We start from the raw sequence: 21,895 nt of genomic DNA on the forward strand, positions 1-21,895 counted from the left end.
GGGAGTGTCCGTGGGCGATGAGGTACTGGATCAGGTCGGCGAGGCCGTACTCTCTTCCGCCGGAAGCTTCGCCTGCAGCAGAAGCCGCCGCAGGCGGAGGGCGAAAAAATCCCTGTTGAGCCCGACAACCGCCTCCAGCAAGTCAGCGATCTCGTCCAGCGTTGCCCCCGCAACCCATTCCGCCTCGCGTCCGATTGCCACCCCCAAAGCCGCGGCGATCTCGTTGCTGTCCTGCTCGAGCAGGTCGAGCAGGATGGCACCGACGCCAGCACGATCGGCGCCCTCGACCACACCGGCCATCATCGCCACTCGGGCGATGATGGTGCGGCTGGCCGTGATGAAAGGACCGATCTGTTCCAGGCGCAGGGGACCCACAACCACCTTCTCGCCACGTACAAGAACCGTGCGCGTCGGCGGGGCGATCACGTCATCATCGGCCACGGCTTACTTCTCCTGCTGCCAGTAGAAGTAGGCCGACTTGTCGTTGCCCGTGGCCTTCGACGAGTCCTTGAGCAGCGCGCCGGGCACGCTTCCCGCGCCGAACTCGTTGCCGATCAGGCCCATGCTCTCAATGACGCCGCCGGCCACCTTGTGCGCTACCAGGCGGACCAACTTGCCGCCGCGTGCCTCGTTGGCACCGTAGAACTGCATCTCGTAGAACTTCTGCGAGGTGACCGCAGCTTCAACGTGGCCCAGGTCCGCGTTCTTGTAGGTGACCTTGATGTTCGGGGTGCCGACCGCGGACGGTGCTGCAATCGCAGATCCTACCGGGATGAACAGCATGCCGCGCTCGAAACGATAGTCCTTCCCGGCCTCGTAGGCGGTGGTTCCGGTTGCTGGCTTCACGGCGGTCACCTCCGTGGCCAGGCGCGACAGTGGCGCAAAGCTGCCCGGAACGGCCAGCACCGGCTCATCGGTGACGGTACCCGCGGCGATGCTGCTGGCCTTGCCGCGAGTTGCCCGGGCGAAGTTCTCCGGGTTGAAGTCGTGGAACGTGTAATTGAGGTTGTAGCCGGTCACGCGATCGACACGGTTGGCCGTGCCGCCGCCGGGGTTCTGGTAGTCGGCCAGCTCGATGGTATTGGTCTGCGGCGCCACGGTATAGGCTGAGATATTGCCGATCTCCAAGAACGGATCAGCGGTGTTCCACTCACGGATCAGGACGATTCCTGCGCCCAGGTAGCTGTAGTCTTCGGCCATGATGGCTCTCCAGTTGGGTTGCCGCTGTGCGGCGGGTTATTTCTTGGGGATGTGGGTCTGGTAGGTGATCAGCACGCCGACCCAGCCGGCGCTGGCCTTCTCCGGCATCAGCGGTTCCATCCCGACGTACACCGGTACCTGGATGCCGTCGGGGAAGTTGCGGGCTACGCACTGGCTATCCATGGCCGCCTCGATATCGGTCACCAGGTCGTCCAGCGCCTGCTGGTATCCCTCGGTGTCGGTGGGAACCTTGGCGATGACGCTGACGGTGGTAAGCCGGTGCGTGTTGACTTTCGAGGGGCTCTCCGCCCGCTGCTGCTTCTCGATCACGGCCGTCAGCACAGTCTGCGTGTCCTGATCACCGGGCTTCGGCTCCAGTGTCCAACCGGCACCGGCATCGGTCAGGTAGCCGTTGTCGGTGCTGATCAGCTGCAGCGTCTTGCCCATCGCCTGCAGCAGCTGCTTCCGCGGGCTGGGGGTGCGATCAAACATTGGCCACCTCCCACACCGCCGTCGATTCGTCGGCGTGGATCTTCTGGACCAGTTTGAGCCGGCGGCCGGTGCCCTCAATCCGCACCACACCGCCCGCGCGAGGGGTGATTTCGGCCAACTGGAGCGTCACCCGATCAACGGTGGTCGCGATGGGCGCCACATCGTCGGGTGTGAACTGCTCCACGGCCTCGTCCAGCAGCACTATGCACGGCACCTCAACCGTGCCGCCCGGTTCTTTGTAGTGGGCAGCATCGGCGACGCCGGCTGCGCGGAAGGCATCGAACGCGACTGCGTCGAAGGCCTGCATGAAGGCTTTCTGGTTCAAGGCAGGGGCCTCACGGTTTCCATGGCCTTTTCCAGCTCGCGCTTCAGGAAGAACGGCATCAGCCGCTTCCAGGTGTCCTCGGCCATGCCGAAGATGTCGTAGCGCGGCGTGTAGGCGGCGGTGTTGGTGAAGATGAAGATGGATCGGACACCCGATCCGCGTCCGATTCGCTCATAGATGCCCGGGCGCAGCACGCCGCGGCGCTTGGTGATCACGAAGTACTCGCCATCACGGTTGTTGCCTTTGCCCCGTCGCCGCTTCCGGCTGACACTGGTCTCGTTCTGGTACCGGTCCCGCTGGGCGCCCAGCTGCGACAGGATTTTGGTCACCTGGCCGGCCGGAACATTGCCGTACTGGTTCGCCTGAGCGCCCCGACCCATCACCGCAAACTGCGTCGGCGACAACAGGCCTCGGCTCTGCAGGAGCCGCTCGAAGCCCTTCCGGCGGCGCTGACCACCATCCACCTCGGCAAGCAGGTACTTCGCCGGCGGCGTGCCCTTGAAGGCCTCGTCCCGGAGGTAGATTTCGGCGTACGGCTGGGCCTTGGTGGCCTTGCGGTACATCGCTGCGTTGACTGTCAGCGGCGTGGGCCGGTCGAACACCCGCGGCGCCTGGCGCTTCCAGCGCTCGCGGATCTCGTAGGCCACCTTGTTGGCGGCCTGCGATGCAGCGTAGGGCAGCTGGGACTGCTCCAGCGCGGTCAGCTGTCGCCCGAAGACGTTGTCGGGGTCGACCCCGATCCTGATCTGGGCCATACACCCTCCTGCCTGGCCCGCCGGAGCGAGCCAGGCACCGTTGGCTTACTTCGCACCGGCCTTCAGACGGATCACCGCATCCGGTCGGGTGTTGATGTTGAGCGGGTTGGACTGGCTTTCCAGCTGGATGCCCTTGTTCATGCGCATCGGGGCGGTCTTGGTGTAGTACGGCAGGCCAATGCCGCGCACCGTTTCCAGGTAGTCCGCCGGCGCGAAGCGGGTCAGGAACATGTCCGGCACACCCAACGGGAACGCGATGGCCTCGCCATCGGCCAGGGCCAGATCGCCGCCGGTATTGCCCTGGAGCTCTTCGAAGGTGATATCGCCGAACACGAAGCCCTTGCGGACGTCATCGCGCAGTGCGGCACCATCCTGCCAGCGCTCATAGGCCTTCTGGACGTCCGGGTGGTCGGTCAGGGCATCGAAGAAGCCGGCGCTGCAGAACACATGGATGCCGGTGTACGGAATGCCACCCAGCTTCTCCTCGATTGCGCGCTTGATGGCCATGCACTTGGCGCGGACCTTGGTGGCGTCCTTGTTCAGCTCCATGCCGATGACGGTCTGGCTGACACCGAATTCCTCGTAGAAGTCGATGATCACCGAGCCGTCAGCATCGAGCAGCTTGCCCTGCAGCGCGCCCATACGGTGGTATTCGATGGTGAAGTCCAGGTCGCGCTTGTGCACCGCCTGCAGCGCGTTGACCACGGCGGCAACGTTGGCGCCTTCCGGGTCGGCCGGGTCATAAACGCCCAGCAGCTGGTCAGCCATGACCGTCGAGTTCTGCGGCAGGTGGGTGGTTTCCAGCAGCTTCACCTTGCCACGCTCCAGCCCCTTGGGCTGGCCGGGCGCACCGCGCGGAACGTTCGGGACCAGCACCAGCTTGGTGCCCTTGATACCCACCTTGACGATGGTGGTGCCGACTAGGCCATCTTCCTGGAACAGGCGCATGTCGGCCAGCCGCGTGGAGATGCGCGGCAGGTTGTTGATGTAGGCGTTCAGGGCGTCGAAGCTCAGCACGCCCAGAGCCAGAAGGGTCTGCAGATCCATGGTGATTTCTCTCTTGGAATGGGATACGAAAAGGCCCCGCCAAAGCGGGGCCAGGGGTCAGCGGGTGAAGAGGGAGCTGCTCGGCGGTCAGCCGCCGGCAGCGGCTGCGATGGTGATGGTGTCGCTGATGGCTTCGCCCAGGTCGGTGGCCGTCACCTTGAGGGTGTAGTCGCCCGCTGCGCTCAGCGTCGCGGCATCCCAGGTGATGACGCCGCCCACGGCTGCCTTCGCACCGCCGCCGGCCAGGCTTCCGGTGCCGCTGGCCTTGGCCAGAGTGGCGCTGACGGTGCTGCCGGTGACCAGGGCACCAAAGACGTCCTTGACGTGTACCACGATCGGGCCCAGCGCAACCCCGGCGGTGCCGGTCAGCGGTTCGGACACGAACACCAGGTGATCGGCTGCGTTCGACGCGATCGGCTGCTGGGTCCAGCGGGTGATGATTCCCGACTCGGCCAGGCTCAGCGCGGCCAGCAACTTCTGATCGTCGGTAACGCCATCAGCCCAGACCAGCTTTTCGCCAAAGACCTCTGCATCGCGTGCGATCGCTGCGCCCTTCACCGCCAGCTCGCCAGCGTTCGCACCGGTATCCACCGGGCCGTAGAGCACCTTCACTGCATCGGCACCGTTGGTGGCCACGGTATTGTCGGCCTTGAGCAGGGTGCCGGCGGCCAGCATGCCCTGCCCGGCCGGCAGACGGATCAGTTCGCGGCTGCGCTCGCCGCCTGCTTCGGACAGCAGGAATTCGCCGGTGCGGGTGCCGGCCAGAGAGATTTCCATCGTCAGTTACCTCGGTTCTTGTAGATGTTGTTGGGGTTCAGCTGCGCCTTCATTTCGGCGGCTCGTTGATCGGCCATGGAGGCCGGGTGTGCGGTGACGACCTGAGTACTCCGGCCCTCTTCCGCCTTCATCGACAACAGCTGTGCACGCACCGTGTCGAGGTCGGTGTTCTTCTCGATGAAGCTGGCCGCGATCGTGTCGTCGCCACGCAGTGCAGCCGCGCATGCATCCTGGACTGCGGTCGCGTACTCGATCGCGCTTTCCGCCTGCTCACCCTCCGGCTGCGCGCGACGCAGCAGGGCCACAGCGAGCGACGGCGGTAGATCGCTGGAAGCGACCGCGGCAGCCAGCGCGGCTGTCGGGTTCTCCAAGACGGCTGCCGGCGGCGCGAGTGCGGCCTCGGACACCAACGGCGTTGCCGCTGCCTCCGGCTCGTCGTCCGGATCCGCGCCGCCCGGCGCGGGCGGCGGTGCCGCTTCGGCCGCGCCGAGGTGCGCGATCAGGTCGTGCCAGGTGCCGAGCCGGGTAGCAAAACCCACCGCCACAGCGGCCTGGCCGCGGTAGCAGGCCGCCTCGGTGGTGCGCACCGCTTCGGCTTCCATGTCGAGGTTGCGCGCGACGGTATCGACGAACAGCGTGTACATGTCCTCCAGATCCGCCATTGCCTCTGCGTGCGCTTCCTCGCTGAGGGGGAAGTTGGGGTTGAAGTCGACCTTGCGGGCACCTGCGAAAAGCGGGGTGACCTTCAGGCCGATCTGTGCGTTGTTGCCACTCCAGTCATGGTGGAAGCGGACCACGCCCACCGACCCGACGCCGCCGGTGCGGCTGACCCAGATCTCGTCGCACGCCGAAGCGAGGGCGAATCCGGCGGAGTACGCGTGGTCATCGACCAGTGCATACATCGGCTTCCTGCCACGCGCCTCGAAGATGTGGTCGACCAGATCAAAGCAGCCAGACGCCATGCCGCCCGGCGTGTCCAGCCGCAGGATGATGGAGGTCACCGCATCATCGTTGAGCAGTTCATCGAAGAAGTCGCGCACCGCGGCGTAGCTCACCGGACCTGGGCCGCTGGTGCCGGGCATCGGCCGGTTGACCATTGCACCGGACAGGTTGATCACACCGATCAGTTTCTGGGCGACGCCCACCGGCTGCCCGTCGGCGCCGGACACTTCGAAGCGGTCGGCCTTCAGCACGCTGTCGTCGCTGGTGACCTTCCCTTCCAGATAGCCGCCCACCAGTGCCTCGCCGATGGTCGGCTGCACCAGCAACGGCTGATTGAGGACCGCGGCCGCGAGCGAGGCCACCACAGGCGCACGGCTGCCGCGACCCAGCATTCGGGCCAAGAGGCCAGACTTACTCGTCATCGTCATTCCCTTCATCGTTGTTGGCGCCAGGGGCGCCGGGTTTGTCGTCCTGCCGGGCACCGGAGGCGTTCGTACGCCTCGGGTCGCTGTCGTAGCGAAGCCCGGCCGCGTCTGCGCGCTCGTTGTCCAGCGCCTGCTCAGCGTCGACCTGTTCGGGATCCTCGCCAGCGCCCAGCACCACCTTGCTGCGTGATTTGAAGCCCGCCCGCACAGCCTTGAGTTCGGACGTCACGTCCTGCACCGGGTGGCTCCACGGCCAACCCTCGGGCACCCACAGGGTTTCGGTCACGTCGTCGCGAAGGGCCGCATACCGTGGCACCTTCAGCAGGCCGGCCAGCACCGCTTGATCAATGAAGGCGTCGCGAACCTTCTGGCAGAACATGGGGATCATGTAGAGCCACTGGTCCTGCTCGATGACACGGCGGAACTCGTTGAGGATCAGGCGCAGCGCGCGGTCGGAGACGTTGCGCAAGTCGCCGGTGAGCACCTCGTAGGGCACGTCCTGGCTGGCGCAGATCGCCAGCAGGTGACCGCGCAGAAACTCCGCATAGTCAGACCCGGCACTGGGCGGATCGGCGAAGTCGATTTTCCGACCCGGTGGCAGCTCCTGCAGCGTGCCGGGTTCCAGGCCACCGATGGCCGTTCCATCGGCGTCCTCACCGGTGATCAGATCTCCGACGGCATCGCCCTCGTCGCCATCAGCGCTGGCATCTGATGTGATGAAGCCGGCGAACAGGTTGGCCAGCGCCTGCCGTTCCAGCACCGCGTCATCGAGGCGGTCCAGGTTGAACATGCGCAGCAGAGCCGGAGCGGAGCGTGGTACGCCCCGCATCGCACCGGCGCGGCTGGGCCGGAAGAGGTGCAGCACCTGCTCCGCAGGCACACGCACCAACTCGTTGCCGTTGACGGTCTGCTGCAGATCCCCGGGATGTTCCCGGTACATCCAGTAGGCCACGCGGCGCCCGATGCGATCGACCTCAATGCCTTGTCGAATCGCGTTTCCGTTGCTGGCCACGCCGTTGTAGTGCTGCGGGCACTGCTCCGATTCGATCAGCTGCACCTGCAGCGGCACCGGCAAGCCGTCCTCGGGCCGCCGGTAGCGGAGCCGGGCGAACACCTCGCCGGCTTCGTTCCACTCGCGCCAGGACAGCGCCTGCAGGCCCTCCCAGCCCAGCACGCCGTCTGCATCAGCGTACTTGCCCCAGCGGGTCCACAGCTTGGTGAGCTTCTTCTTGTGCTCCTTCGACCCCCAAACTGGCTTTGCTTGGATGCCCGTGGCGATGCCGTTGGATACGCTCTTGTTGAGCGCACTGACCATCCACGGGTCATTGCGGGCCAGATGCCGTGCCCGGGCCAGCAATGTGGAAAGGCCCGTCAATGCGGCATTGGGCCCGAGCGAGGTCGGCCGGAAAGTGCGCAGGCGTCGGCCATTGCCGGCGGCGCGGTAAGGGCCTTCGGCGATATCAGACATTTCCGGTCCCCGACTGGTAGAGGCGCACGATGCGGCGACGCCGTGGCGCGCCTGATGCTTGGCCAATCTCGTCCCGCATCTGCTTCAGCAGCCGCCGCATCGAGTCCAGGCTTTGGTAAGTCACAGTTCGGTCGGCGTAGCGGACGCTCAGGACGCCCGCCGAGATAGCTGCCTCCAGCTTCGCGACCTGTTCTTTGGTAAATGCCATATCAGCGTCCCAGGTACTTGCTTCGGATGACGCGGCGGGTTCGCGTGCGCGGCGTTGGCGCCGGCGCGACGTCGTCTGCCCTCACGTCTGGGTTGTCGTCCCACGGCGCGGCCCATGCCGGCGGCGCGGTCCAGTTGATGGCCGGAACCTTCAGCCACAGCGCCATGCCTTCGGCATAGCCGCACAGGTCGAAGGCTTCGTTGCGGCGCTTGGCCAAGTTTTCCCAGCCTCGTGCCGTCCTCGATTCGGCCGTCAGCTCCGCGTAGAACGCCTCGGGCAGCCAGTCGGGAAAGTGGTAGTAGCCCGGCCCGGGCTCGGCCCGCTTGATGTTGGCGTCCACCGTGTCCTTCAGTCGGTCCACGTTGAGCAGCAGCTGTGGCACATCGCCCTTCGACCCTGATTTGCGGTCCCGGCGCTTGCTGCTGTCCGGGAAGGTCTCCCGGAACAGCCCACCCTCGCGGCGCGCGTCGCCCTTGATCAGCCTGACCCTGGCGTGCAGCTTCCGGGCCCTGAGCGAACGCCAGAACTCCAGCGCGCGCACCGAGGTGCCCGACTTGCCGCCCCAGTCGATACCCACCGCATGCACCGGCATGCTGCGGCCGGTGGCATCGTCCAGCGGGTAGCGCCGGCAGATGACTTTCTCGACCAGGCGTTCCCAGTCTTCCAGGTACTTCGGCGGGTCCAGTGGCAGGAAGCCGCCCGAACCGTCCTCCCGCTTGGAGGTGCGCAGGGTGAAGGAATCGACCACCCACCGCTCCAGTTGCCCGGATTCCCCGATGCCGAAGCCCAGCACCAGCACGACGAACCGGTTGGCCTGGACGTCGACCTCACCGAGCAGGAAACGCACGCCCGCCGGCACAGCACCCGCAGGCCAGACCTCGGCCCGCTCCTGCATCTCGTTCGGATCACTGGCAGAGCGCGCTGCCATCGGCACGTAGTTGATCGCGCCGTCGACGTTGTGCGTGGTCTTCAGCGGCCGCTCTTCACCGGTGGTGGCGAACGTCCGCAGCGCCTGGAAGTAGCGCTCGATCAGCGATTCCCAGGACTGGTAGGCGGCTGCAACACCACCCAGCCAGTAGCTGGCGATGCGCGCTTCCGGCCTTTCACCGGTGACCGTTCCGTCGGCGTGCACGACCTGGCCCTCCGCAGCCCACACGCCGCTGCGGTTCATCCCGTCCTTCCACCGGTGCTGCAGGCCCACACCGCAGTGCGGACAGTGCAGCAGCGAGTAATGCCGCGCCATCTTCTGCACGTCGTCCAGCACGACCCGTTCGAGCAGTTCCTCCATCGGCGGTAACGCGAAGCCGTCATAGCCTGGCGCTGCCTGAAACCGCTCGCCGCACTCCGGGCATGGCCAGTACCAGCGGCGGCGGTCGCCGCGCGCGTACAGCGCCGCGATGCCGGCCGCCGGCGGACCTTGGTGTGGGTGCAGAGGCTTCCACGCACCGTCGGCGTAGTCGGTTGCCGGGCTCGATTCGGCCACCACCATGCCGGCGGACATGTAGGTCTGCGTGCGCTTCAGGCCAAGGCCGAAGCACTCGTCGATAGTCAGGTCGCCGGTGTAGTTGTCCACGTCCGTCATCAGGACGTCGTGGATGTCCTTGCCCGACAGCACCGACACCGACGGCCAGCCCATGCGCAATGACATTCCTGACCGGAAGAACTTCAGCAGGATGTTGTCGTCGTGAGCACGCGGGCTCAGCCTGGAGCGCAGATCCGGGCTGGCGGCGATGCTGCGGGCGATACGGGTCTTGCTGTAGTCCTCGGCCGCATCCTTGGACATCTGCACAACCATGGCGTCGGCCGGGTTGCAGGTGATCAGGTAGGCCAAGCGCGCATCGATCAGCGAGATGGTCTTGCCAGACCGCGCCGGCCCTACGAACACCACCGCCTCGTAGTGACGGCTACCCGTCGTGTCCAGCGGCTCGACCATGTAGGGCGTCGTGTCCGGATCCCAAGATCCGGCGGCGCCGGCGGCATTGGCCACCTGCAGCACGCGCGCTCCCTCGCTCACCCTGATGCGGCGCGGCGGCCGGATCATCTCGGCAACGCCTTGGCGCACGCTACGCGCTGTCGCGTACGTCGTCATCGGTGATGCCCTCGTACATGGATTGCCGGACGCGATCGCACTCGTCCTGGACCTTGACCACCTGCTCCGGCGTGAGCCCGGCCTTGCGCTCGAGCACGTCAGGCAGCGTGTCGAAGAACTGCACGACCTTCTTCACCAGCTCGGCGTAGTCGGCCTCGACCTCTGCGGCCGGCACCAGCTGCCCGATGGTCGACTCGACCTTCAGGCGCTCGTTCTCCGACTGGTAGTAGGCGCGGCGCTCCATCGGCGGCAGATCGCGCGGATCGACCACGCCCTCCGCGCCGAACGCCGCGGCACCCGGGTTCACCAGCGCCGGTGCTGCATCGGCCAGACGATAGACGTCGTGCCCAGCGCGCTTGGTCAGCGGCGGGACGCCGGCCTCCTTCAGCCGCTTGCTGGCCGTTCGGCGGTCCATTCCGAACTCATCCGCCAGCCTGGCCACGGACCAGCCCTTAGTGAATTCGTGGATGTCGGCCATGTGCTACCCGATGCGCAACCTATTCAGCTATGAAAATGCGGTTTCTCCCGGGAAAATCCGCCAAAACCGTGCCCTGTGGTGGAGCACCATAGAGGCCGAAAAACTGTCTTTGACCGGGGTCCGAATTCCCCCCGGTTGCTGTGGGTAAGCCCGGGGGCCCCCGCACACACGTTGCCAACAAGTTGTCCACAGGGCTGTCCATGGCGAGGTGTGATCCCCGTCACATAGAGTCACCTCGACCATTCCGGTCGCTAGGAGAACGACATGGCAGGTAATCCCGAGCAGTTCGTCGTTTACAAGGACAGTGCTGGTGAGTTCCGTTGGCGCCTCTTCGCTCAGAACGGCAAGGTGATCGCAGACAGCGGTGAGGGCTACAAGAACCGAGGCGACTGCGTTCATGGAACAAGGCTGGTCGCTTCGATTGCTGCGGTCGCCGCTATCTGGGATGCAGACAACGAGAAATGGATTGAATGACCGAGGGGGCGGCGCACACTGCGCCGCCTTCCTTTTAATGATGGCCACCTACTGTGCTGCCGGCTTCCCCTGCACCTGGTCGATGGCATCGAACTGCGCCTCGTACTGCAGCAGGCAACGCTTCCGGCCGTTGCTCACCTCGAATACGGCAGACGGCGCCGCTTCCTTCACCCACATACAGCGCTTCCGCAGCTGGGCGTCGATCGGCACGTAGGTGGCCACCGGAACCGTGATGACGGCTGCCGGCGGCGCGTTCGGCTTGGTAGGTGCTGCATCGCACGCGGCCAGCAGCGCAGCGGTAGCAACCACGATGGTGCGCATATCAGTACCCCTTCAGTGCTGGGCAGGCGGAATCGAGCAGCTCCAGTGCTGCCTTGCAGGTGTCCGGCCGTTGTTCGTAGCGGCCGCGCCAGGTGGAGGCCTCCTTCTCGGAAGCCTCGATCTTTCCGGCCAGGTCCTGAAGTGCTGCCGCGCTCTCTGCCTTCAGGGCTTCCAGCTTCTCGGCTTCCGCCCTCAGTGCGGCGGCCACCTCAGCAAGCCGCTGATCGCGGCTGTCCACGTCGGCCTGCAGTCGGGCGGCATCGGCCTGCCAGTCGGCCCGGACCTTGATCACCTGGGCGCTCAGGTCGCGGATCTTCTGCTCCTTCTCCCAGGCAGTCAGCCCGGACACCATGCAGCCGAACGCCAGCACCGCACACACCAGCTTGACCTTGCTGCCGGGCTTGCTCAGCCACTGCAGCGCGTCGGCAGCGGCGCCTACGATCAGCGTCCACAGCGCGCGAAAGAAACGAATCAGTACGCTCATGGCTTGTCGCCTCCGATGGCGCCGGTGGCCCGCTCCACCATGCGCACGTAGCCGGGCAACAGCCGGCGGATCAGGACGCCGGACAGGCCGGCCAAGGGCAGCTGCGGGGCGCCCGCCAGCGCCGGCCAGATGGACGCGGCAACGGCGATGACCCATGCGGCCACGATGGCGTAGGCGACGACCGCCACAGCCAAGGCAGCCCAGCGCGCGGCGGTCTGCAGGAGGCGATGGCCGCGCCGGCGGCTGGCGTCAGCGGCTACCCGCTCCGCGTCCTTCTCTGGCAGTAGCAGGACGCCGATCAGCGCTCCCGCCATGGCAACTAGCAGCACGGACTGCGGTACGCCGAGGATCACCCGTTCGGCCTCCCGCAGCGCATCTGCCGTTGCCGGTGCCACAACGGCCGCGGTGAACGTCCCGACAATGGTTTTCAGAGTGCTCACGGGCTCAGTCACGGTGCCACCGTCCCGCCGGCCTTGCGGTACACGGCTAACAGGTCGGCAATCTCGTGTTCATGCTGACCGTAACCAGCGCCCGGCAGGCTGGCCCAGATATTGCTGACCGCCTTGATGGCTTCCCGGATCTTGCCCGCCTGGATCAGCGGCAGCGCGCGGCGCTCACGGATCTGCTGCAGCGCAATCAGATCCTGGCTCAAGGGCGAAAAGTCCTTGAGGCCGAGCGTCTTCTTGTACGCGTCGTAGTAGCGGCGCAGCAGCTGGTAACGGCCGGCGGCGGTTGACTGGATCTTGAGCTTCGGCAGGTCCACCAGGACACGCGGATGGTCGTCGTAGCTCTTGAACAACTGGCCACCGACGATCACGTCATAGCCGTCGTCCTTTGTCGCCTGCTTGCCGTTGTCAGTCCCTTCGGACCAGGCCAGCATATCCAAGAAGGCAACAGTGTTGGTGCCCCCCGCTTGTTGCGCGGTGATCTTGGCCATCGGTGATTCCTGCAAATAGGCCCCCGTCCCCGCTGCCGACTTGGCGCAAAGATTGATCCGGTGTTGGGGCGGGTAGAGGTGGAGCGGGCGCCGCAAATCAGACGCACTTGGCTGTCAAGGTAGGACGCCCATGCTGATTGATTTGCCCCGCCCAAAAAGAGGGCCCCGACATTTCTGACGGGGCCCTTCAGTTACATCAATTTATCAATTATCAGGCAGCGTGCTGGACGCTTAAATCTAACCTTGCACCGAGAGCACGCAATGCCTCATCGATGGTGTCGATCTTTGTTGGATGACCAAGGTTAACGATCCGGTTCACCACTTGCGGGGATGTACCCAAGCGCCTGGCCAATTCCGAACGCGTCACTCTCTTGGCAATCATCTCGTTCAGCAGTAAGACCTTTGCGGTAAAGCCAGCCGGAAGTGGAATTCCGACCTCGCCGCGTTGAAGCTCACTTGGTAGTGGAACAGTTCTGCGATCCTCAAAGTAAAATTCCATTGCAGTAGCAAGAGCTCCGGCAGCCATTTCAACTGCCTCTTCTTTCGTATCTCCTTGCGTGATTGCTTCAGGTATATCTCTAAACGTCACTACAAATCCGCCATCTTCTGATGAAGACAACTTTGCTGGATAGATCATGTGATAGATGAACCTCGCAAGCCTCAAGCTTCCGCCCCTTACAGGGGCGGTGCCTTGATACCGAGCTGCTTGATGATGGATTTCCGCGTTCCTTCCTTCAATTCAGCAGCGTGCCGGGGCAGTGTCGTTTGCTTCCCGTTGTAGTACAGCTTGGTGTGACTGGATCCTTCCTTCATCACCACGCCAAGGGACAGCAACCACCGCCTGAACTCGCTCGTTTTCATCAGCCTCCTATGTTGTTTGGATGGAGGCCATCATACACACTTTTGCTTAATGTGTAAACACTTTTGCTTATTTGAGAAGAGAGGGCCTAGACCCTTGTCCCACAAGGCCTGGCTGGTCAGCCATTGCCTGTGCCGACCGCGAAGATGACGAACCGCAGGTGACTGGACCTCCCGAGTCCAGGCCTGCGGCCGCCACAGCCCTTCAAATTCCTACTGCTACCCTTACAGCTGTAACGCGCCGACGCTTCTCGCGATAGGCACTCTTCCGATGAGCTTCGATAAGACGCTTCATGGTGAAGACCTTTCGCAGGTCCACATCTTCGAGCACCCAATCTTTGACTCTGGACATATGAGCCTCGATGGCGACGTTGAGAGCCTTCTTGTGCCCCACGTCAGTCCAATCAAATCGGAACCACTCTCCATTGGAGCCAAACGGCGCCAGTTCAACGTGGAGTTCCTTCTCAATCAATCTGGCTTGGGCGCGGCTCATGCACTTGACCATGCCCGCCTTGACTAGCGGTATAGGACATCCCGTTTGGATGGCACCAATCCGTGAGTAGGGATCGTCACTTACACCGATCTTGACGTACATGGGGCCTTGCGCGTCGCGGGCCATCAACAGGTATACGTAGCATCGACCGAGGGCCCAGCGCCCATTGCAGTCGTACACCCCGTTATGCACTTTGTCGCCCATGGTCCCAATTGGACACGAACTGTGGTTCCCGCTGCAACTGCGGTAAGGTTCCTTACCGCACTCGCGCGAATGCGGTAAGGTTCGAGGCAACTGCGGTAATGTTGCTTAACGCATAGGACTTCTTCAAAGGAATTGGATATGGCTGAAGTGCTTCAGATCACTCGCACCCGAAAGGACGATGCTGGAAAGGTATCTACCTTCACGACAGTAATCTTGGCGGATCAAATTTCGTCATTTGAGTATCGACCAAACCTCATTTCCCTTTCTGTCTACATGAAATCTGGGCAAACCCACGATTTCACTCTTCTCACGAAGGAACAGGGTGACGAGCTGTATGCGTTGCTGATGGGTTCTCAGCATGATCTTGGACACAAAGCTGTCGACTTTGCGATCAAGACCGGATTCTAACGTGACTGTTGCGGGACGGCGCCTTGCTGTCCCGCCACACAGTCAGGCCTACCGATTGAATACCCTGCCACTGAATTCCTTCCGCCCATCTTCCAGCGCCTGGCGCAGGGTTGCAGCAGCAATCCCGTACACGCGCAGGTAGTCCCCCTTCCGCATCTTGGCCGCCTTGGCAGCATCCTGTGCGGAAATCTTCCCTTCGGGCCACACTAGGTCGTTCACCGCGTCCTGCAACACAAGCCTCATGCGCCAGCGGTCCGCCGGGTCATCCATTCGCAGCGCGGGCTTTACGCCACTTCGCCGTTGCCACTGAATCTGCCGCATCACGCGCCTTGCCAGGGAGCGCCCCAGCGCGGGCAGCGACACCCCCTGCCCGCGCAGCGCCACCGCCAGCACGATCTGTTTGGCCAAGGCATCGCCCATCATGCCGACGGCACCGGCGATATCAGCGGACGTAAGCGGCGGCATGCTTGACCGGCCGTCCGATGGCTCGCGGAAGCTCCCGCCGACCAGCATGCGGGCGATCAGCTCGAGCGGGTCACGCTGCAGGGTGGGCTCTGGCACCGGTACACGGTCGCGCACCACCCTCGCTGCTGGCGGCGCCGGAGGCGCGTGGTGTTTGTGTCCCCACGTCTTGGCCGCCTGAGCTTCCGCATCTGCGCCGACGCACAGCTCACTCTGGGCGCTGCAGCGCGCACACACGACCTGCGCGGTGCGCCGGCTGCTGGAGCTGCCCCGCGCGCGCATGCGCACCTCGTCGCTTCCGCAATTGCCGCACGGCGTCAGGGCCGCCGCGGGCGCGGCTACTGCCGACATCAGACCACCTCGCAGTTGCTGACCCAGCGCGACCGGCCGTCCTGCCAGACGTCCCACACGCTGCCGTCGACCTGACACCTGATAGGGCCTTCCCTACCCTCCAGGTAGAGGTAGTGGGTTGCCTCATCCAGGCTCGGGAAATTCGGGATCATCGGGAGGTCTCCATGGTTGTCACGTTCGTTGTTTCCAGGGCCATGCCCTGTCGTTGAAGGAATTGCTGGGCCAGCGCGCGCAACTGGTTCTCGCCTACGTCCCGGCGCTCCACCAGGTGTTCCCCCGGGCTGCGCACGCCTTCGATCTGCTCCCGCTTCACCCCGAGCACGTCCGACACGATCGGGTCGCTGCCGCTGTCGGAGAGCAGGAAGTACGGCCGACCAATTCCCTTCAGCTGCAGCTGCTCTTCCATGGCGGTACCCGGCTTGACCGGCGTCACCTCCCGGCGCATGACGACTCCCCCGGCCATCAGCTCACGTCCGGCCGCTGCGCGGCCTCAATTGCTTGGCGCATGTCTCGGCGCGTCGCTTGGGCCAGACAGGCAAGGCGAGCCGCGCGGGTGAAGGCCTCGGCCAAAATCTGTTGGGCCTCGTCCTTCAGGTTCCACACGACAAGGCATTCCGGATCATTGCTGCGCACGTCTCGATCCATTGCCGCAACTTCGGCCAGGGCATGCACTGCCCGGTCCGCAAGGCTAGGATGGTCAGCCATGGACCACCTCCGCAGCCAGCTGCAAACCGGTAGCCGCGTCGGCCTGAGCCCATGTCATCTGCCCCCGGTCGATGCTTTCGGCCAGCCGCGACAGACCCTTCGCGGTCACCAGCACCTGCTCGTGTACGCGCTCCTGCTCACCGTCGGTGCGCTGGATGCACGCCTTGTGCACCAGCAAGCCCTGCTGCAGGCGGTTCTGGTACGCCAGCCAGTTCTTGCTGCCCGCGCGGCGGTAGATCCAGCCGTGCTCGGACAGCCAGGCGAACAGCTGGCGCGGCTGGACCTGCAGCATCTTGGCGGCGGTGCTGATGTTGAAGGCACCGTCAGCCTGGGTCAGCCGCAGCAGCGCGCGGACCTGCGGCTCCTGGTACTGCACACGCGCCTCAAGGATCTCGGCCTTCTCGCTGTAAGACAGCAGCAGCGCGCGCAGCGTTGCCGGATCGGTCAGCGCCTGCATCGGGTCAGGCGCCGCCGCCCCGGCCGTGAGCGCGTCATAGGCGCGGATCACCTGCAGGCTGAAGCTGGGGCTGATCCACATGGCGTAGGCATAGACCAGCTCGCGCACCACGTAGCTGCCGCCGTAGCGGCCGGCCACCGAGTGCACCGGGTAAATCCGGGAATCACCGGAGTTGACCAGCTCGGCCACCAGTTCCTCGGTCTGCTTCAGTCGCTGCCAGTCGCTGGGCTGGTGCCGCTTGGCGCCGCCGGCAGCCTGGTGCAGGTCATTCAGGCAGAACCTGCCCACGTCGTCGCGGCGCACAGTGACCCCGCCAATCATCATTTCGTTCAAGAGAACACCTCCGTTTTCCAGCCGCCGCCTGGGGCGCGCTGGACTGCCAGGAATCGAAACGGGTACATCTCGGCGGCCACCTTCACCTTCACGCGGGCGTCTTCCTCCCAGAAGCCCTTCACCTCGTGAGCCTCCAGGTCACCAGCGGCCGTCATCACGAAGAAGTCGATGGTGAGGTGGGTCTTTTCGGCCAACTTCAGCTTCACGGACTCGAACCGGAACCATGCGATCTCGCCGGCGGCCAGCTGCAGCGCCAGATGCGCGGCATAGGCTTCTTCGGTCTTGTTCATCTCCCCGGGCACGTGCCGCGGCCTGCCGCGTGCCACCTTGCCGGCGGCGTTTCCACTGCCAGAGGGCTGAACAGCGGACGGCGGACGGTAGGCGCGCGGCGCGGCCGGTGCTGGCCCCGCTGCCGGCGCACTGGCCTGCACAAGGCGGCGCATGCCTTCCGGCATGTCCTGCACGGTTGCGTACCGCAGGGAACGGCTGGATGTCTTCTTCGGCGGCATCAGGCAGATGCCTCCATAGCGCTCCACACGCGCATTGCTCGCTGCCGGAATGCGTCGAACTCCTGCCGGGCGCGTTGCTGCGCGGCCTGGTGCTCGCGGTCCATCTGCTCGAGCATGCAGTCGAATTCGACGTTAAGCAGTGCCATCAGCTGTTCCATGGACAAACCGCCGCGCGTGCGCTGCCCCGATGGTGGCGCGAGCATTGGCATGGCCAGCTGCTGCTGACCCGAGGGCGGCGCCGGCGCACGCTCTACGCGGCCGGCCTCAGTCGCAGCCCACGTCGCCACCGGCCGCCCGTCGCGGCCGCTGTCGCGGTTCTCGCACCTGCGCACCAGCCCATCACCATCCAGCTCTCGCAAAAGGCCAGCCACGGCGGCCGTGCTCAGCAGCATCACCTCGCGCGGCGCGCCTGACTCGAGCGCGGCGTTGCCCATCAGCTCCAAGGCCTCCGCTGCAGTGCTCTCGCCGTGGATGCCCAAGCAGAACAGCAGCAGCTGCCGTTGGTAGGCGCGGATTTCAGCCGGCTCCATGCGTGCCTCCGAAACCCAGATCCGCCGCGGCCTTCGCCATGGCGCTGCGCGCGGCGTCACGGTTGCGCACCACGTGCAGCTCTGGCTTGGGTGCAGGCAATGCAGCCATCGCCTCGGGCACGGTGCCGCCGTCCATGACGTGCTTCACCGCCCTGTCGTAGGCGTTGGCCAACATGCGCTGCTGCTGCGCGCCGCTCTCGGCCGTGGCGTAGGCGTGCAGGTCCAGATTCGACCGCACCAGCACGGTGAACCCGCTATGTGCTTGGCCGGGTCGCATCTGGCCATCAACCTCTGCCAGCGACGGCACGCCCAGGCACATGGCCCGGAACTGCCCGGGGTTCGGCGGCCACTGCAGCGCACTGCGCAGGCAGTGGCCCATACCGTCGGCTACCTGTCGCGGGGTGATGCCAACCAGCACCTGGAACCACAATTCACCGGCGGTGGTCAGGCTGCCCGCGTTGTTCACTGGGGCCGAGCCGTTCTCACGCACCCACTTCCCGGGAAACATGCCGGCCATCCGTTCCCACACCGTCCACAGCATGCTCACCGCGCGCTGGTCGGGCTCAATGGTGGACGGGTTCGAACTCGACGTCGATGACATCGCCGCCCGTTCCGCCAAAGCCGCCAACTCCCGCGCGCTGCTCGAATTGTCGCCGCTGCTCTGTGACCTGATCGGCAGAACCTGGCTGATGGCTTGCATTGGTGCCTCCGGTGGTATTGGGGATTGCGGGCATTGCGCCTGCCGCATGGCGGTTGCGGGCGGTCTTGATTGCCCAAGGGAACGGGTTCGTGACCGGTGGCGATCGCGCCAGCCCTTCAGCGACCGTGTGCCCCAGCGTCTCCGGCGTCACGCCCTCCTTCAGGGCGGCCAGCAGGTCGGGGTGGCTCGGGTTGGTGGAATGGCAACCGGCCTTGCGCATCAGCAAGCACGCACGCCCCGCGTCGGTCACGCCTCCCAGAGATCCTTGAGTGAGATGTGATGTATCTGGAGTAGTAATGGGGTCTGGGGTCTGGGTACCCGTGTTCACACCTGTGTTCACACCACCTTTCACACGTGACTCTGCGTGACATGTCACGCGTGACAACTGATCGAATGTCACGCGCTCGTCGCCCGTGACATGCGTGACATGGAGCGCCTTCAGCTGTGCCATCGTGACCATTCCTCCCGGCACGACGCCGACGGCGCGCAGGTCTTCGAACAGCATGGTTCTGCGTGCTCGGGTGCGTGCTTGGCGCTCGGTTTCATTGCTCTTTCGGGCATCGCGTCGACCTTGGCCCTCGGCAATACGGCCTTGCGCCTTGGCGATTTGTTCATCGCAGCGCTTGCTGTGCCGCAATCCGTCTTCTGCCACGGGGAAGTAGCGCTCGGCGACCTTCTTGACCGCAGCCTTGTCCGCCGCAGTGATTGCGCCGGCGATGATGTACAGCTCGGCCAGGCTCTCTGGCAGCGCCTGCTCTTCCGAGTAGTACGCCAGCATCAGCTTGAAGTAGACGCCGTGGTCGGTCAGGGACAGTCGGGTCGTGTCCTTGAGGTAGTCGCCCGGGAACATCTCGAAGTAGATCATCAGGGATCCCCGGCACCTTGCTTGCCGCGCGCCACAGCACCGGAGCTGCCAATCCTGGTCAGCTCATGCTCGTTGGGCGGCAGCGTCTCCAGCCGGTATGTCTCACCCAGACTGTTGCGCCAGCGATACGCCGTGGCGCGGCTCACGCCGAAGTGCCGGACAATGGCCTCAACGGTTGGGAAATCGCTGAGCTCGACTGCCCAGCGCATGAACTCCATGACGATCCTGGTGGTGTTGTAGCCGGCAAGAGCGTGCTGCGGCGCGCTGCGTCGCGGCTTCTTTTCAGACATCGCGGTGGCTACCGGAGCTACGGCCGGCTCTCGCTCGGCCGGAGCGGCGCGGAGCGCAGGGCCACAGCGCAGACCGAGGGTCGGACTGATGTTCATCCTGTCGCCCCCGCATGACCCGATACGGGAACTTCACGCCCCATCGCGGTGCTCAGCTGCCGCAGGCTGGGAAGCCGCCGCCTGGCGGCCGCCGGGTCGTTGAGGTCCTGCAGCGCTAGCTGCCAGCGATATGCCGTCGCGCGCGACAGGCCGAATTGCTTCTGGAGCACATCAACGCGCACCGGCTGCGGCTGCTCTTTGGCCCAGAGGACTACATCCACCATGGGCAGGAGCGGTACCACACTCTCGGGGATGCGACGGCCGGCACTGTCGAATTCGCTGACCACCGCGATTGCCCAGCTCACCATTGCACCGCCGCTCATCGCTGCGCACCCTGCACCGCTCGCGGCGCCAGATCCTGCAGGTGGCCCGACACGTAGCGCTTGGCCGTCACCAGTTCCGCCTCGAGCTGACCGATCTCGTCCAGCGCGCGGCGCAGCTCAGGTATGTCCTTCGGGCAGATGCGGCCGTCGGCCAGGACGTTGGTGATCGCTTCGAGCGTGTGGCCGAACTCCACCGACAGGCGGGCCACAGCCAGCACGCCGGCATGCGGCTCCATCATCGGAATACGGGCACCGAGAAAGCCATAGCGCTGGGCCAGCTCACGCGAGCAGGCGTCGCGCCAGTGCGGCGGCAGCGCACGAACCCACGACTCTTCCAGGTCAACAGGCATCTTGACTGTGCCATTGCGGATACGGGCAATGAGCTGGCCGTTGGACTTCAGCGCTTTTTCGGCGCTGTCGGCGTCTACACCGACATGGAAGTGCAGGATGCGCTCGGCTGGCGCCACGTCCGCCATGTACTGCTCGGCGATCGCCTGGGCGAGGCTGCTGTCGGTGTGGCCGCTGTTGCGGATGGCGTCCGTCGTGTGGCGGAACACCACCGCAGAGCGCGGCTCGTGGTACTGAGGATCAGGCTTCATTTACGCACCTCGGGAGGCGATGCAAAGTGGTCGCCATGGGCAGGACGACCGAAATTCAGGGATTGGGTGGTTTGCGGATCGCGGCTCAGGGGTCTGACCGGACGCGGTTACACCGCGTCGACCGGCACAATCCGGTCAGCGTCTGGGTCGGTCTCCGAGCAGGCGAGTTCGCCGAAGATGTCAGGCCGCAGTTCATGTCTCGAGACTTGGGTCATCGCCTCGATCGACAGGATGTGGTGCGCGGCAACCGGCCGACGGCCTGTGCGCCATTGCGAAACCAACGCGGGGTGAACCTTGAGCAGGCGCGCTAGTGCGCCCTGCCCTCCTACCGCTTCGATGGCCTTTTGGATCGGTACCACGGGGTGGTTGGGCTCGTTCATGCGCCAAACATAGCAGTGCTATTTACCTCTGTAAATAGCATCGCTGTTCGTTTTCCTGAACACCTTCAAATAGCATTGCTATATGCCTAGGCCAGCCAACCCCAAGACCGCTGAAGGCCGCGCAATCGCGGAGGCCATCACCCGCGCCGGCCTGACCCAGGCGCTGGTTGCCGAGCGACTGGAGGTCACCCCAAGCTTCATTTCTCAGTTTTCGACTGGCTTGCGACCAGTGCCGTGGGACAAGGCAGAGGCTTTGGCCGATGTTCTCGGGCTGCAGCCCCAGGAAGTAAGCGCTGAGTACGCTCGCCTGATGGACAGTTTCGGCACGTCTCAGGTTGCGAGACTTAACGCCGATATCGTCGTGGCCGCCATCGCTGTGGTGCGCAAGGCTCTAGATCTGGCCACAGGCGAGACATTTGATGTCGAGCAATCGCCCGATCTGTTCGCCCAGGCGCTGCGCGTTGCACTTGCCGCGGATTTGAGGAAACAGGGGAAGCGTACAGATGGATCTCGATCAGGAGATGGACAAGCTGGCTCAGCTGATCGCGCTGCGCGCGCAGCGGAAGATGGGCGAGAAGCCCATGCTCACGGTGGTCGGAAGCGTAAAGCCGGCTGAGCTGCCAGCTACAGCACCTGATGGAGTCAGTAGGCAAATCACGTACTCGGCGGGCCGCATGGACGTCGTACTTCGTGAATCCCACTGCCGGATGATTCGGCACTTTCAGAGGCGCTGGGGCGCTCCCATGCAGCTCCTGATCGATCAGGCTTGTTTCGGTTACATGGGCATCGAACAGCTTCCGGATGCTGACCTGATCCAGCTGCATAGGGACCTGGAGCGCGCCGAAGATTGCCTGCGGGACGGCGTCAGCTTTGAAGATGCCGGCTTGCTCCGCAGCCGCTATGGATGAGA

General features: G+C 64.7%; 35 protein-coding genes. 4 read left to right on the plus strand and 31 right to left on the minus strand.

Annotated elements, in window-relative coordinates; genetic code table 11:
• Positions 1 to 30 precede the first annotated feature (30 nt).
• The 12 genes from AC5P9W_RS01515 to AC5P9W_RS01570 form a co-directional block, all read right to left on the minus strand.
• Positions 31 to 441, minus strand: a complete 411-nt coding sequence (locus AC5P9W_RS01515) for a DUF6631 family protein (RefSeq protein ID WP_064239306.1) — start codon at positions 439 to 441, stop codon at positions 31 to 33.
• Between the two features lie 3 nt (positions 442 to 444).
• Positions 445 to 1,200 carry a phage tail tube protein gene (locus AC5P9W_RS01520; RefSeq protein ID WP_087786502.1) on the minus strand — a complete coding sequence of 252 codons (756 nt, stop codon included), beginning with the start codon at positions 1,198 to 1,200 and terminating at the stop codon, positions 445 to 447.
• A gap of 36 nt (positions 1,201 to 1,236) precedes the next feature.
• Entirely contained in the window at positions 1,237 to 1,692 is a 456-nt protein-coding gene (locus AC5P9W_RS01525) for a hypothetical protein (RefSeq protein WP_235643171.1), read from the minus strand.
• A complete protein-coding gene (locus AC5P9W_RS01530) occupies positions 1,685 to 2,017 on the minus strand; it encodes a head-tail joining protein (protein WP_495218676.1) in 333 nt (110 codons plus the stop codon). Before AC5P9W_RS01530 ends, AC5P9W_RS01525 begins: the two co-directional genes overlap by 8 nt.
• Positions 2,014 to 2,772, minus strand: coding sequence for a hypothetical protein (locus AC5P9W_RS01535; RefSeq protein WP_495218677.1), 759 nt, complete (start codon positions 2,770 to 2,772; stop codon positions 2,014 to 2,016). The genes AC5P9W_RS01530 and AC5P9W_RS01535 overlap by 4 nt, the downstream gene beginning before the upstream one ends.
• A 45-nt stretch (positions 2,773 to 2,817) precedes the next feature.
• A complete protein-coding gene (locus AC5P9W_RS01540; protein ID WP_495218679.1) occupies positions 2,818 to 3,819 on the minus strand; it encodes a major capsid protein in 1,002 nt (333 codons plus the stop codon).
• 87 nt (positions 3,820 to 3,906) lie between these two features.
• The gene (locus AC5P9W_RS01545; protein ID WP_495218681.1) at positions 3,907 to 4,596 is read right to left on the minus strand and encodes a head decoration protein; all 690 of its coding nucleotides are present in this window, start codon (positions 4,594 to 4,596) and stop codon (positions 3,907 to 3,909) included.
• Positions 4,597 to 4,598: 2 nt separating this feature from the next.
• The gene (locus tag AC5P9W_RS01550; RefSeq protein ID WP_495218682.1) at positions 4,599 to 5,975 is read right to left on the minus strand and encodes a S49 family peptidase; all 1,377 of its coding nucleotides are present in this window, start codon (positions 5,973 to 5,975) and stop codon (positions 4,599 to 4,601) included.
• Positions 5,950 to 7,497 (minus strand): phage portal protein, encoded by a 1,548-nt coding sequence (locus tag AC5P9W_RS01555; protein WP_495218683.1) that lies wholly within the window; start codon positions 7,495 to 7,497, stop codon positions 5,950 to 5,952. The genes AC5P9W_RS01550 and AC5P9W_RS01555 overlap by 26 nt, the downstream gene beginning before the upstream one ends.
• Positions 7,424 to 7,639, minus strand: coding sequence for a phage head-tail joining protein (locus tag AC5P9W_RS01560; protein ID WP_049461274.1), 216 nt, complete (start codon positions 7,637 to 7,639; stop codon positions 7,424 to 7,426). Before AC5P9W_RS01560 ends, AC5P9W_RS01555 begins: the two co-directional genes overlap by 74 nt.
• A gap of 1 nt (position 7,640) precedes the next feature.
• The gene (locus AC5P9W_RS01565) at positions 7,641 to 9,680 is read right to left on the minus strand and encodes a terminase gpA endonuclease subunit (protein WP_495218685.1); all 2,040 of its coding nucleotides are present in this window, start codon (positions 9,678 to 9,680) and stop codon (positions 7,641 to 7,643) included.
• A gap of 22 nt (positions 9,681 to 9,702) precedes the next feature.
• On the minus strand, positions 9,703 to 10,206 hold the full coding sequence (locus AC5P9W_RS01570) for a DUF1441 family protein (protein ID WP_008265668.1): 504 nt from the start codon (positions 10,204 to 10,206) through the stop codon (positions 9,703 to 9,705).
• Between the two features lie 264 nt (positions 10,207 to 10,470).
• On the opposite strand from AC5P9W_RS01570, the gene AC5P9W_RS01575 reads away from it, so the two are divergent.
• Entirely contained in the window at positions 10,471 to 10,680 is a 210-nt protein-coding gene (locus tag AC5P9W_RS01575; RefSeq protein WP_231352323.1) for a YegP family protein, read from the plus strand.
• Between the two features lie 48 nt (positions 10,681 to 10,728).
• Here AC5P9W_RS01575 and AC5P9W_RS01580 read toward each other — a convergent pair whose 3' ends face one another.
• The 7 genes from AC5P9W_RS01580 to AC5P9W_RS01610 all read right to left on the minus strand — a co-directional run bounded on the left by AC5P9W_RS01580 (position 10,729) and on the right by AC5P9W_RS01610 (position 13,977).
• A complete protein-coding gene (locus AC5P9W_RS01580) occupies positions 10,729 to 11,001 on the minus strand; it encodes a hypothetical protein (protein WP_495218687.1) in 273 nt (90 codons plus the stop codon).
• Position 11,002: 1 nt separating this feature from the next.
• The gene (locus AC5P9W_RS01585) at positions 11,003 to 11,485 is read right to left on the minus strand and encodes a hypothetical protein (protein WP_049461266.1); all 483 of its coding nucleotides are present in this window, start codon (positions 11,483 to 11,485) and stop codon (positions 11,003 to 11,005) included.
• On the minus strand, positions 11,482 to 11,925 hold the full coding sequence (locus tag AC5P9W_RS01590; protein ID WP_223224762.1) for a hypothetical protein: 444 nt from the start codon (positions 11,923 to 11,925) through the stop codon (positions 11,482 to 11,484). Before AC5P9W_RS01590 ends, AC5P9W_RS01585 begins: the two co-directional genes overlap by 4 nt.
• An 8-nt stretch (positions 11,926 to 11,933) precedes the next feature.
• Complete coding sequence (locus AC5P9W_RS01595; RefSeq protein ID WP_197648846.1) at positions 11,934 to 12,422, minus strand: glycoside hydrolase family protein; 489 nt, start codon at positions 12,420 to 12,422, stop codon at positions 11,934 to 11,936.
• A gap of 211 nt (positions 12,423 to 12,633) precedes the next feature.
• Positions 12,634 to 13,059 carry a type II toxin-antitoxin system HicB family antitoxin gene (locus AC5P9W_RS01600; RefSeq protein WP_197648848.1) on the minus strand — a complete coding sequence of 142 codons (426 nt, stop codon included), beginning with the start codon at positions 13,057 to 13,059 and terminating at the stop codon, positions 12,634 to 12,636.
• Between the two features lie 38 nt (positions 13,060 to 13,097).
• Positions 13,098 to 13,283 carry a type II toxin-antitoxin system HicA family toxin gene (locus AC5P9W_RS01605; protein ID WP_197648850.1) on the minus strand — a complete coding sequence of 62 codons (186 nt, stop codon included), beginning with the start codon at positions 13,281 to 13,283 and terminating at the stop codon, positions 13,098 to 13,100.
• A 202-nt stretch (positions 13,284 to 13,485) separates the two neighbouring features.
• On the minus strand, positions 13,486 to 13,977 hold the full coding sequence (locus AC5P9W_RS01610) for a GIY-YIG nuclease family protein (protein WP_353949816.1): 492 nt from the start codon (positions 13,975 to 13,977) through the stop codon (positions 13,486 to 13,488).
• Positions 13,978 to 14,115: 138 nt separating this feature from the next.
• On the opposite strand from AC5P9W_RS01610, the gene AC5P9W_RS01615 reads away from it, so the two are divergent.
• Positions 14,116 to 14,385, plus strand: a complete 270-nt coding sequence (locus AC5P9W_RS01615; protein WP_353949815.1) for a hypothetical protein — start codon at positions 14,116 to 14,118, stop codon at positions 14,383 to 14,385.
• Positions 14,386 to 14,433: 48 nt separating this feature from the next.
• On the opposite strand, the gene AC5P9W_RS01620 is transcribed toward AC5P9W_RS01615, so the two are convergent.
• The 12 genes from AC5P9W_RS01620 to AC5P9W_RS01675 form a co-directional block, all read right to left on the minus strand.
• Entirely contained in the window at positions 14,434 to 15,198 is a 765-nt protein-coding gene (locus AC5P9W_RS01620; RefSeq protein WP_495218691.1) for a hypothetical protein, read from the minus strand.
• 148 nt (positions 15,199 to 15,346) lie between these two features.
• Entirely contained in the window at positions 15,347 to 15,643 is a 297-nt protein-coding gene (locus AC5P9W_RS01625) for a hypothetical protein (RefSeq protein ID WP_495218692.1), read from the minus strand.
• Between the two features lie 17 nt (positions 15,644 to 15,660).
• Entirely contained in the window at positions 15,661 to 15,903 is a 243-nt protein-coding gene (locus AC5P9W_RS01630) for a hypothetical protein (RefSeq protein WP_495218694.1), read from the minus strand.
• Complete coding sequence (locus tag AC5P9W_RS01635; protein ID WP_495218841.1) at positions 15,896 to 16,684, minus strand: phage antirepressor KilAC domain-containing protein; 789 nt, start codon at positions 16,682 to 16,684, stop codon at positions 15,896 to 15,898. Before AC5P9W_RS01635 ends, AC5P9W_RS01630 begins: the two co-directional genes overlap by 8 nt.
• 5 nt (positions 16,685 to 16,689) lie before the next feature.
• Positions 16,690 to 17,202 (minus strand): hypothetical protein, encoded by a 513-nt coding sequence (locus AC5P9W_RS01640; protein ID WP_478489669.1) that lies wholly within the window; start codon positions 17,200 to 17,202, stop codon positions 16,690 to 16,692.
• Positions 17,202 to 17,732 carry a hypothetical protein gene (locus AC5P9W_RS01645; RefSeq protein ID WP_064239322.1) on the minus strand — a complete coding sequence of 177 codons (531 nt, stop codon included), beginning with the start codon at positions 17,730 to 17,732 and terminating at the stop codon, positions 17,202 to 17,204. The genes AC5P9W_RS01640 and AC5P9W_RS01645 overlap by 1 nt, the downstream gene beginning before the upstream one ends.
• Entirely contained in the window at positions 17,719 to 18,333 is a 615-nt protein-coding gene (locus tag AC5P9W_RS01650) for a hypothetical protein (RefSeq protein ID WP_495218696.1), read from the minus strand. The genes AC5P9W_RS01645 and AC5P9W_RS01650 overlap by 14 nt, the downstream gene beginning before the upstream one ends.
• Positions 18,296 to 19,297: a YdaU family protein gene (locus AC5P9W_RS01655; RefSeq protein ID WP_495218698.1), complete on the minus strand. Its 1,002-nt coding sequence runs from the start codon at positions 19,295 to 19,297 to the stop codon at positions 18,296 to 18,298. Before AC5P9W_RS01655 ends, AC5P9W_RS01650 begins: the two co-directional genes overlap by 38 nt.
• Positions 19,297 to 19,587 (minus strand): hypothetical protein, encoded by a 291-nt coding sequence (locus AC5P9W_RS01660; RefSeq protein ID WP_197591097.1) that lies wholly within the window; start codon positions 19,585 to 19,587, stop codon positions 19,297 to 19,299. Before AC5P9W_RS01660 ends, AC5P9W_RS01655 begins: the two co-directional genes overlap by 1 nt.
• Before the next feature lie 92 nt (positions 19,588 to 19,679).
• Positions 19,680 to 20,006 carry a hypothetical protein gene (locus AC5P9W_RS01665; protein ID WP_197591096.1) on the minus strand — a complete coding sequence of 109 codons (327 nt, stop codon included), beginning with the start codon at positions 20,004 to 20,006 and terminating at the stop codon, positions 19,680 to 19,682.
• Entirely contained in the window at positions 20,003 to 20,605 is a 603-nt protein-coding gene (locus AC5P9W_RS01670) for a DUF8585 domain-containing protein (RefSeq protein ID WP_234413093.1), read from the minus strand. The genes AC5P9W_RS01665 and AC5P9W_RS01670 overlap by 4 nt, the downstream gene beginning before the upstream one ends.
• 107 nt (positions 20,606 to 20,712) lie before the next feature.
• Positions 20,713 to 20,985 (minus strand): helix-turn-helix domain-containing protein, encoded by a 273-nt coding sequence (locus tag AC5P9W_RS01675; protein ID WP_495218701.1) that lies wholly within the window; start codon positions 20,983 to 20,985, stop codon positions 20,713 to 20,715.
• 82 nt (positions 20,986 to 21,067) lie between these two features.
• On the opposite strand from AC5P9W_RS01675, the gene AC5P9W_RS01680 reads away from it, so the two are divergent.
• Positions 21,068 to 21,601, plus strand: coding sequence for a helix-turn-helix domain-containing protein (locus AC5P9W_RS01680; RefSeq protein WP_495218702.1), 534 nt, complete (start codon positions 21,068 to 21,070; stop codon positions 21,599 to 21,601).
• Positions 21,489 to 21,893, plus strand: a complete 405-nt coding sequence (locus AC5P9W_RS01685; RefSeq protein WP_495218703.1) for a hypothetical protein — start codon at positions 21,489 to 21,491, stop codon at positions 21,891 to 21,893. The genes AC5P9W_RS01680 and AC5P9W_RS01685 overlap by 113 nt, the downstream gene beginning before the upstream one ends.
• The last annotated feature ends 2 nt before the right edge of the window (positions 21,894 to 21,895 follow it).

It is taken from the genome of Stenotrophomonas sp. YJH_SMC_33 (genome assembly GCF_059372295.1).

What these genes read in the sequence shown, in the direction of transcription:
- AC5P9W_RS01625 (WP_495218692.1), bottom strand. Translation starts at nt 15,643, where the DNA reads ATGCGCCGGGAGGTGACGCCGGTCAAGCCGGGTACCGCCATGGAAGAG.
- AC5P9W_RS01580 (WP_495218687.1), bottom strand. Translation starts at nt 11,001, where the DNA reads ATGCGCACCATCGTGGTTGCTACCGCTGCGCTGCTGGCCGCGTGCGAT.
- AC5P9W_RS01545 (WP_495218681.1), bottom strand. Translation starts at nt 4,596, where the DNA reads ATGGAAATCTCTCTGGCCGGCACCCGCACCGGCGAATTCCTGCTGTCC.
- AC5P9W_RS01525 (WP_235643171.1), bottom strand. Translation starts at nt 1,692, where the DNA reads ATGTTTGATCGCACCCCCAGCCCGCGGAAGCAGCTGCTGCAGGCGATG.
- AC5P9W_RS01635 (WP_495218841.1), bottom strand. Translation starts at nt 16,684, where the DNA reads ATGATGATTGGCGGGGTCACTGTGCGCCGCGACGACGTGGGCAGGTTC.
- AC5P9W_RS01670 (WP_234413093.1), bottom strand. Translation starts at nt 20,605, where the DNA reads ATGAAGCCTGATCCTCAGTACCACGAGCCGCGCTCTGCGGTGGTGTTC.
- AC5P9W_RS01615 (WP_353949815.1), top strand. Translation starts at nt 14,116, where the DNA reads ATGGCTGAAGTGCTTCAGATCACTCGCACCCGAAAGGACGATGCTGGA.
- AC5P9W_RS01570 (WP_008265668.1), bottom strand. Translation starts at nt 10,206, where the DNA reads ATGGCCGACATCCACGAATTCACTAAGGGCTGGTCCGTGGCCAGGCTG.
- AC5P9W_RS01645 (WP_064239322.1), bottom strand. Translation starts at nt 17,732, where the DNA reads ATGGAGCCGGCTGAAATCCGCGCCTACCAACGGCAGCTGCTGCTGTTC.
- AC5P9W_RS01605 (WP_197648850.1), bottom strand. Translation starts at nt 13,283, where the DNA reads ATGAAAACGAGCGAGTTCAGGCGGTGGTTGCTGTCCCTTGGCGTGGTG.
- AC5P9W_RS01535 (WP_495218677.1), bottom strand. Translation starts at nt 2,772, where the DNA reads ATGGCCCAGATCAGGATCGGGGTCGACCCCGACAACGTCTTCGGGCGA.
- AC5P9W_RS01680 (WP_495218702.1), top strand. Translation starts at nt 21,068, where the DNA reads ATGCCTAGGCCAGCCAACCCCAAGACCGCTGAAGGCCGCGCAATCGCG.
- AC5P9W_RS01520 (WP_087786502.1), bottom strand. Translation starts at nt 1,200, where the DNA reads ATGGCCGAAGACTACAGCTACCTGGGCGCAGGAATCGTCCTGATCCGT.
- AC5P9W_RS01540 (WP_495218679.1), bottom strand. Translation starts at nt 3,819, where the DNA reads ATGGATCTGCAGACCCTTCTGGCTCTGGGCGTGCTGAGCTTCGACGCC.
- AC5P9W_RS01665 (WP_197591096.1), bottom strand. Translation starts at nt 20,006, where the DNA reads ATGAGCGGCGGTGCAATGGTGAGCTGGGCAATCGCGGTGGTCAGCGAA.
- AC5P9W_RS01655 (WP_495218698.1), bottom strand. Translation starts at nt 19,297, where the DNA reads ATGATCTACTTCGAGATGTTCCCGGGCGACTACCTCAAGGACACGACC.
- AC5P9W_RS01560 (WP_049461274.1), bottom strand. Translation starts at nt 7,639, where the DNA reads ATGGCATTTACCAAAGAACAGGTCGCGAAGCTGGAGGCAGCTATCTCG.
- AC5P9W_RS01600 (WP_197648848.1), bottom strand. Translation starts at nt 13,059, where the DNA reads ATGATCTATCCAGCAAAGTTGTCTTCATCAGAAGATGGCGGATTTGTA.
- AC5P9W_RS01640 (WP_478489669.1), bottom strand. Translation starts at nt 17,202, where the DNA reads ATGCCGCCGAAGAAGACATCCAGCCGTTCCCTGCGGTACGCAACCGTG.
- AC5P9W_RS01575 (WP_231352323.1), top strand. Translation starts at nt 10,471, where the DNA reads ATGGCAGGTAATCCCGAGCAGTTCGTCGTTTACAAGGACAGTGCTGGT.
- AC5P9W_RS01650 (WP_495218696.1), bottom strand. Translation starts at nt 18,333, where the DNA reads ATGTCATCGACGTCGAGTTCGAACCCGTCCACCATTGAGCCCGACCAG.
- AC5P9W_RS01660 (WP_197591097.1), bottom strand. Translation starts at nt 19,587, where the DNA reads ATGTCTGAAAAGAAGCCGCGACGCAGCGCGCCGCAGCACGCTCTTGCC.
- AC5P9W_RS01685 (WP_495218703.1), top strand. Translation starts at nt 21,489, where the DNA reads ATGGATCTCGATCAGGAGATGGACAAGCTGGCTCAGCTGATCGCGCTG.
- AC5P9W_RS01550 (WP_495218682.1), bottom strand. Translation starts at nt 5,975, where the DNA reads ATGAAGGGAATGACGATGACGAGTAAGTCTGGCCTCTTGGCCCGAATG.
- AC5P9W_RS01565 (WP_495218685.1), bottom strand. Translation starts at nt 9,680, where the DNA reads ATGATCCGGCCGCCGCGCCGCATCAGGGTGAGCGAGGGAGCGCGCGTG.
- AC5P9W_RS01595 (WP_197648846.1), bottom strand. Translation starts at nt 12,422, where the DNA reads ATGGCCAAGATCACCGCGCAACAAGCGGGGGGCACCAACACTGTTGCC.
- AC5P9W_RS01610 (WP_353949816.1), bottom strand. Translation starts at nt 13,977, where the DNA reads ATGGGCGACAAAGTGCATAACGGGGTGTACGACTGCAATGGGCGCTGG.
- AC5P9W_RS01585 (WP_049461266.1), bottom strand. Translation starts at nt 11,485, where the DNA reads ATGAGCGTACTGATTCGTTTCTTTCGCGCGCTGTGGACGCTGATCGTA.
- AC5P9W_RS01620 (WP_495218691.1), bottom strand. Translation starts at nt 15,198, where the DNA reads ATGTCGGCAGTAGCCGCGCCCGCGGCGGCCCTGACGCCGTGCGGCAAT.
- AC5P9W_RS01630 (WP_495218694.1), bottom strand. Translation starts at nt 15,903, where the DNA reads ATGGCTGACCATCCTAGCCTTGCGGACCGGGCAGTGCATGCCCTGGCC.
- AC5P9W_RS01675 (WP_495218701.1), bottom strand. Translation starts at nt 20,985, where the DNA reads ATGAACGAGCCCAACCACCCCGTGGTACCGATCCAAAAGGCCATCGAA.